We start from the raw sequence: 5,697 nt of genomic DNA on the forward strand, positions 1-5,697 counted from the left end.
ACGCGCTGTCCCACTCTTGGTGTATTCGATCAAGAATCGAATCATCGAGCCGTTTGATCAATGTCTCAAATTCAGGCTGAACGACACTGCTGTCAATATTTTTGTTCTCATCAAACGTCATACCGAGAATTTCATCTTTTTCTGTATCGTTCAATGTCGAGAAATATTCGTTAAACCCCGGTATTTTGTCAGTTTTAGTTACAAAGAGGTAGATGGGGATCGAAGAGGTAAATGCACTGGAAAGTTCATCAAATCGGTCTCTAAGACCTTTGGCATAGTTTTCTAGCTCAACCTCATTTTTACCCATAAGGGTCTCAACACTGAGCGTGAGAACAACTCCGTTGATAGGGCGTTTCCAACGTTTCTTTTTAAATAGTTGTAAAAATGCTTTCCAAACCCCTTGGTCTACCGATCCTGATTCTTGGGAAATGAATTTTCCCGGCATATCGACAAATATGGCATGTTCGGCAAAATACCATTGAAAGGATTGTGTTGATCCCGCTTCCATAACACTGCGTTGTTGATAATCAACATTGAGTGGAAAATCGAGTCCTGAGGATTCGAGTAAAGAGGTTTTTCCCTCTTTTTCTCTTCCTACCACCAGATACCAAGGGAGTTCATAGCTGGCATCGCGAGTATTATAGATACTTGAGTTTTTAATGATTTTAGTCGCTTCGGCAAAACGAATTTTTAAATCGGATACTTTGCTGTTAACAATATCTTCGTTGGCTTTCTCTTTGTCGCGAAGGATTTTTTTCTCTTGCAGCTCTTCGGGACTCTCTTGTTTACCATAGAGTTTGAGGAGCAAAATAGCCATAACAGTGCCGAAAAAAATCGAGAAACCGATTAAAAGACGCAGAGAGAGTGATGCAAGAAAATCAAACATAGCATCACCCAACATGATCACAATAAGGGCGATAACAAAAGCTGCTACTAAAATCCAAAAACGGGTACTTTTAAAAAGCTTTATGCGGTTAAATCGATCCATTGGTATCCTTTGAGAGGGAATGGTGTTGTTTGATGTCGGTAATTTCATTAATCTCATTTTGTACGATCGGGATGAAATCATTCTCTTGAGAATTTAATGTCAGAGTAAAGATCGTATAGATTAGGGTTAATACGATGAGACTACCGAGCGTGAGAGCCAAATAAGATGCTTTATAAAAGAAATGGTGTTGTTGCGATGAGATGGTATGATCGCTATAGAATTTTTTACTTTGTCGACCGTGTACGGTCTTGATCTGTTTGTAGAGATTATCCCGTATCGATTCGAGTTCCATTTTCCCTTTGGTTTGTATCCGATATTTCCCCTCAAATCCTAAAGAGATACAGACATACATAAATTCCAAAAGATGGATATTGTTGGCAGGTGATGCCAAAAGTTTGCTCAAGAGCTGAAAAAACTTTTCTCCTCCATACGTTTCATGATAAAAATGGCTTAGTAAACTCCCATGTGCCCAATCATTGTCTTTTCCCCAATAGGTAGTACAAATCAACTCATCCAAAAAAGTACATAGAAGGTAGCGGGTAACCGATACTTGGGAACTGTCAAGATTTTGTTTTGCAGCATTTTGGCTAAACGTTTCAATCTCTTGAAGTAATAAAGTGTGAATCCCTCCGACATCCCCTACATCATAGGTATGCAGGAGAATATCCATGTGTTTAAACAGTGGCGTTGCCAAGGCAATAAAGGGGTTGTTTCCAGAAACGAAATTCGTATCATGCTCTTGGAAAAACGTGTTATACGATTGTTGGGGCTGCGGAGATTTCACCATTTTCGTAAAACCCTCAGAGGGTTTTGCAGGGGTGCTAAATCCTGTTAGTCGGTTCTCTGACTCGGAGGAGGGGAGTAATACCGTTTTGTTATCCGTTGTGTTCATCACATCCCTCTCATGTTTCTTTATTATTTCGAATAGCCCATAAGGTGTATTCGATCCCTTCGATCTCGCCGGTTAGATGGAAAGCCATACCGCCGGAGCTTTGTAAGGTCTTTTTCTCTTCGCCGCTCAACTCGATTTTGAGATAGATGTGGTTGACCCGATACGGTATTTGACGTGGAGCTGCCGGTAGCGGTTTGATTTTAAATCCGGCTAGATGGTAGTTGACCAAATCACGAATGGTTTCGATGGTTCCGATTTTTAGGTTGTCTTGGAGAAGTTTTTTCACTTTTTCGGTTGAGATATCTGCACTTACCGCTAGGACAAATGCACCGGATTCGATGAGCGATTTGTCATCGATTTTTGCGACAAAAATACCGTATTTACGTTGTTCAATCGGAAGTTTAAGACTGTTTTGCTCCAGTACCATACTGAGCATGTTTTTAAGCTCATTTAACAGCAGAAGAAAGCTCTCTTTTTGATCTTCATGATCGTAGTTGTACTCTCGAATCAGCCGTCGCTCTTTTTTCATGAATACCGATAATTCGGCTCCCAATGAGCTGAGTTCTAGAAATAAAGTATGGGGGTGAACTCTCTCTTGTGAGAGATAAAAATGAAATCGGCTGTGAAAACGGTTTAAAAGTTGTAATAGTAGATAGTCACCAAGCTCAGCTGCCTGAATCGTCACATCGCTCAGCTTTTCAGCTAATTTAATCATACGAAAATTGAGGACACTCATGATCTCTTTTAATTGTGTAATAAGATAATGGCATTTATGAAGATGCAAATAGGTAGGGACAAAGTTCTCATCAAGGGAGATAGAACCACTCGCAGATACGGATCCGATTCGGGCGATCGGGATGATCCCGTACCCTTCGTTCAACTCCTCTTCACGAAGTAAGCGAAAGTTGTGCTGTGCCAACAAAAGCTCTGCATTAGAGTTTTCTCCCACGTTGGTGTTGGGAATGTCACTTTCGCGGCGTGCTATTTTACGGGTCGGTTTGATCTCTTCTTCGAAGGAGACCGTATCAGCGTGATGCATTATGAGCGGCAACGAGAGATAGATCAATTTTCCGGCATCGTGAGGGGTAATATCTAAAATTAATCCATGTGATTTAATCGTTAAATCAACCAGTGTCCCATCGGGCATGATCCCATACGCACGATTCACAACCAGTTTTCCTGAGTTGAGAAACTGCACATCGATATCAAGCTCAAAAAGTCCCCATTGATTCGGTCCTGATTCGCTTGTTCGTGTTCGAAGCTCATATTCGAAATAGCGATCATTTTGTTGAAAATGTTGTGGGCGGATAAATAGCCCCTCTCTCCATACGACTGAGTTTGTCATTGTTCGATTTCCTTGATAGTGTTATTGTCGATAAAAATTTCTAGATGGTTGTATTTTTTTGTTTTTAGCGTCTTGAGAAGGCGCCATGTGGCATTTGAATCGATGTTTCTAAAACTCCCGACAATTCCAAAATATTTGGTGTTTTCATCGAAGAGTATTTTGTAATTTTGTTCCTCATTTGGGATAATGACATGTTTGGATTGGGAGATGAGATCACTCTCCAGACGTTTTTTTGCTTCATCGCTGAGTGCCCAAAAATCGAGCTTGGTAAATTGATCCGCAGTTTTTAGCTCATAAAAATTGAGCATCAAAGGGGAGGGGACATCGTTTTTATTAGGGTTTAATCGATCGCCCGATTTAACGACAAGCTCTAGGTGGGTAGGTTTGTCCGCACAGTTGCTCATAAACAATGCAATAAGTATAAGCGGAATGGCTCGAAATAAAATTTTCATCGTTTTCTCCTAGTGTGTTTGATAGGTATTATTGGAAGATAAGCCGATACTAAAAGCGACTTTTTCATACTCTTTGGTAAAGTGGGGTGCTAACATCTCCACACCCGAATCCGGATCATCATTGAGTCGATCGAACATTTGAGTATACGATTTCCAGATTTGACACGCACGAGGCATCGGACCGCGTAATGTCCCCATCGATTCAAACTTGTATTCCAAACTTTTTGGGGCGAAGTTGGCTACGGCAATGCTCATGAGATTTTTTGAAGCACCGTGCAAAGCTATGGTATGAGAATCGAGTTCAGTGAACGATTTGGAAACAGCCGTAGAGAGTTTGGTAAGACCGAGTCTGCCACCCACTTTTTCATCTTCGAGAAGTTGTGTTGCCGATCTGCCGAGTTTAACAGGGTTGTTCTCTTGGGTATCGATGTGTAAGGTACCGAGTCGAAGGTCTTGTTTCGTTTTGTCTTTTATAAAGAGTGAATTACGAAGCCCTTCGAGAGCGTTAATGATGACATCGGATAGCTCATGCATGAGAGTATCGCGCTCTTGAGTACCTAGATTGATGATCTGAACTCCTAGCTTTTCTTCTAAAATACGGAGCGATTGTGCTAAATGTTCCTCTGAAATAATCGTTGGTTTAGATTTTTGAGGCTGTTGTTTAGTCGTATACGTTGGTACTTCAATATGCTCTTCAAACAGTTCTCTGCGTCCTTCAACGATTGGGTGAAGATCATCATCGTTTATTTCATCTTCTTCGATCATAATGGAAACTTTGTTTCGATCATCCAGAATATTGAGTACATCAATATGGGGAGTATTTTTTGTTTCTAACTCATCCTCATCAGGTTGGTCTATTGGATCATCAAATAAAAAATCATCATCCGGTATGAGCTCATCAATCGCTTCAAGTGGTTCTGGTTCGTTGGTGAAACTCCCTACGATGTAATCATCCGTATATTCATTATCGCTAAAGCGAACCTGCAGTTCATGATCACCGACAATATAAATCTCAGAAGCGGTGATGGGATGAGACACCCCTTTGGATAGTTTTTTATAGGGGTGCTTTAGAAATGTCCCGTTGCTGCTTTCGTCACGAAGATAATAGTGCCCGTATTTGTATTCGACGTAGACGTGTTTACCTGAAATATAGTTTTGCGGATCGGTTAGCTGGTAATCAGCGTCGCTGCTTCGACCGATAACGCCATCTTTTTTGTCAAAACGTAAACTTTTGTGAATCGATCGGTTTTTTCCGTTTTTAATGACATCTAAAATGAGTTCCATATTACACTCCGCTTTTTATTGGTTTTTTTTCAGGTTTTACCTGATAGAGGGGTTTGTACTGCTCGATGCTCCCTGAACATCCGACAACCATCATCCCTAACAGCGATACGATCAATAGAGTAGCTAGTGTTTTCATATCATGCTCCTTTTATTAAAATTTCATTGGCATCGTTCATACTTACACGGAGTGAACTCAAAGTAGTCCCATCAATACTGCACTCTAAAATTTTCTGTGAGAGTTTTGGCATTAGATTCGTATTGATGATTAACTCGATATTACGAGCTCCCGTATCGGTTGCATTACTGAGTGTTACGATGTGATCGAGTAGTTTCTGGTCGTATTTGAAACTAATCTCACGAGTAGCGAGCTGTTTTTCGATCCGTTTTAATTTCAAAGCAGCAATCTCTTTGAGTGCTTCGACTGAGAGATTCATATAGGGGATGACATTCATCCGACCTAAAAGAGCTGGTTTGAGATAATCACTCAAAATCGGTAGAATCGCTTCGGTTAGAGGAGCTAATTCGATATTGTCATAATCGTTGCATATCTGGGTAATGGCCTCTGTTGCGAGATTGGATGTCATCAATATAATCGTATTTTTAAAATCGATGGCACGCCCTTCACCGTCGTTGACGATCCCTTTGTCGAAAATCTGATAAAAGAGATTAAGAATATCAGGATGTGCTTTTTCGATCTCATCGAGTAACACCACTGAATAAGGTTTGATACGTACAG

The 5,697-nt window shown here is 40.7% G+C and carries 7 protein-coding genes; all 7 read right to left on the minus strand.

The annotated features are described in order from the left end of the window. On the minus strand, positions 1–988 hold a 988-nt coding region (locus PHR02_RS12740), incomplete at its 3' end, for a type VI secretion protein IcmF/TssM N-terminal domain-containing protein (protein WP_299992578.1). Next, positions 975–1,880 (minus strand): type IVB secretion system protein IcmH/DotU, encoded by a 906-nt coding sequence (gene icmH, locus PHR02_RS12745; protein ID WP_299992580.1) that lies wholly within the window; start codon positions 1,878–1,880, stop codon positions 975–977. The genes PHR02_RS12740 and icmH, both read right to left, overlap by 14 nt. Before the next feature lie 10 nt (positions 1,881–1,890). Further along, positions 1,891–3,225, minus strand: coding sequence for a type VI secretion system baseplate subunit TssK (gene tssK / locus PHR02_RS12750; RefSeq protein WP_299992582.1), 1,335 nt, complete (start codon positions 3,223–3,225; stop codon positions 1,891–1,893). Beyond that, complete coding sequence (tssJ, locus tag PHR02_RS12755; RefSeq protein WP_299992583.1) at positions 3,222–3,677, minus strand: type VI secretion system lipoprotein TssJ; 456 nt, start codon at positions 3,675–3,677, stop codon at positions 3,222–3,224. The genes tssK and tssJ overlap by 4 nt, the downstream gene beginning before the upstream one ends. Positions 3,678–3,686: 9 nt before the next feature. Continuing rightward, on the minus strand, positions 3,687–4,961 hold the full coding sequence (tagH, locus tag PHR02_RS12760; RefSeq protein WP_299992584.1) for a type VI secretion system-associated FHA domain protein TagH: 1,275 nt from the start codon (positions 4,959–4,961) through the stop codon (positions 3,687–3,689). 1 nt (position 4,962) lies between these two features. Continuing rightward, a complete protein-coding gene (locus tag PHR02_RS12765; RefSeq protein WP_299992586.1) occupies positions 4,963–5,097 on the minus strand; it encodes a hypothetical protein in 135 nt (44 codons plus the stop codon). 1 nt (position 5,098) lies between these two features. Beyond that, positions 5,099–5,697 (minus strand): AAA family ATPase (locus PHR02_RS12770; protein WP_299992588.1); only part of this gene is annotated, 599 nt, incomplete at its 5' end.

Origin of the sequence: Sulfuricurvum sp., from assembly GCF_028688295.1 — a bacterium.
Classification (GTDB): domain Bacteria; phylum Campylobacterota; class Campylobacteria; order Campylobacterales; family Sulfurimonadaceae; genus Sulfuricurvum.

Excerpts from the sequence above, each read along its gene's own strand:
- icmH (WP_299992580.1), bottom strand. The coding sequence starts at position 1,880 with ATGAACACAACGGATAACAAAACGGTATTACTCCCCTCCTCCGAGTCA.
- tssK (WP_299992582.1), bottom strand. The coding sequence starts at position 3,225 with ATGACAAACTCAGTCGTATGGAGAGAGGGGCTATTTATCCGCCCACAA.
- tssJ (WP_299992583.1), bottom strand. The coding sequence starts at position 3,677 with ATGAAAATTTTATTTCGAGCCATTCCGCTTATACTTATTGCATTGTTT.
- tagH (WP_299992584.1), bottom strand. The coding sequence starts at position 4,961 with ATGGAACTCATTTTAGATGTCATTAAAAACGGAAAAAACCGATCGATT.
- PHR02_RS12765 (WP_299992586.1), bottom strand. The coding sequence starts at position 5,097 with ATGAAAACACTAGCTACTCTATTGATCGTATCGCTGTTAGGGATGATG.